1 protein-coding gene is annotated in these 1,549 nt (G+C 39.3%); it reads left to right on the top strand.

The features are described 5' to 3' along the window. Positions 1-123 precede the first annotated feature (123 nt). Positions 124-1,545: an IS66 family transposase gene (tnpC, locus tag KSO91_RS17210; protein WP_238744247.1), complete on the top strand. Its 1,422-nt coding sequence runs from the start codon at positions 124-126 to the stop codon at positions 1,543-1,545. Positions 1,546-1,549 lie beyond the last annotated feature (4 nt).

Here is a 1,549-nt window from a genome sequence, read left to right on the forward strand (position 1 = left end):
GTAACTACTCAGCACCTTAGTCACACTTTTAATAATTTATCGAAGATCAAAAAAGATCGACTTGCTTGAATGTTTTTAACCGTTACGCTAACTACCTTCTTCTTATTTGGCGTAAAGATAAAAATGAAAGTAAGCGGTATCGATATTGAAAGCAGTGTTGAAAAGATAAAACAACAAATAGAAGCTGATAAAACATTATCAGCTTCTATGCGCGCTACTTTCGACTTGTTATTGCTTATCGTTAATTTGCTCTGTCAGCGCCTTGGACTCAACAGCCGCAATAGTAGTAAGCCACCATCAAGTGATCAAAACCGAGAAAAACAAACAATAAATAATAGCTCGAATAAAAGCGGTGGGCAAAAAGGCCACAAAGGATCAACGCTAGCACTTGATACTCATCCAGATATCACACACAAATTGCCTGTAGATCATACTCTTTTGCCGCAAGGGTTTTATAAAGAAGTGGGTTATGAAACGCGACAAGTTGTCGATATTGAATTTAAGAAAGTTGTAACCGAATATCAGGCTCAAATACTTGAAAATGAATTTGGAAAACGCTTTATTGCCTCATTCCCTGATGGCGTTAACAGCCGCATTCAATACGGCAATGGTTTAAAAGCACATGCTGTATATCTTTCTCAATATCAATTGCTCCCTTATGATCGCATTCGCGAATATTTCACTGACCAGTTAAATATTCCGCTGAGTAGCGGCAGTCTTTACAACTTCATTAATAGTGCCTACAGCAAGCTTGAAGAGCTGAATGTACTTGACATAATTAAAGCGAATTTGCAGAAAGAGAAAGTGCTGCATGCAGATGAAACAGGCATTAATATCAATGGAAAACGGCAGTGGCTGCATAACGCCTCATCACTAAAGTGGACTTACTTAGCTGCACATGAAAAACGGGGACATGATGCAATGGATTACATAGGCATCCTACCTCATTTCAATGGTGTCATGTGTCATGACCATTGGAAGCCTTATTATCGTTATGACTGCCGACACTCATTATGCAATGCACATCATCTACGCGAATTAATCAGGGCCAATGAACAAGATGGTCAGGTGTGGGCTGAAACAATGCGTTTATTTTTAGTCAACCTTAATCAATCAGTACTTGATGAAGATGGTGTTATCAGCAAAGAGGAACAAGCCGACTACATTAATCAATACCGAGCAATTTTAAAAGAAGGAGAAAAAGAAAGTCCTCCGCCGATACCAGTTAAAGGTAAACGCGGCAGACCGAAGAAAACCAAATCCCGAAATTTGCTTGAACGTTTGCAAAACTATGAAGGAGATGTACTGAGGTTTGTGATCGATAAAGACGTTCCCTTTACAAATAATCAAGGCGAAAACGACTTGAGGATGGCAAAAGTTCAGCAAAAGATATCAGGCTGCTTCAGAAGTGAATATGGTGCAGAGATGTTTTTTGGCCTGAGAAGTTACTTATCGAGCTGTAAAAAGCAGGGTGTCAGTGGTTCCACAGCTCTTGCTCTATTGTTAAATGATATGCTACCAAATATATTTACCCCTGCTGAGTAGTTAC

Source organism: Psychromonas antarctica (assembly GCF_022267535.1).
Lineage (GTDB): Bacteria > Pseudomonadota > Gammaproteobacteria > Enterobacterales > Psychromonadaceae > Psychromonas > Psychromonas antarctica.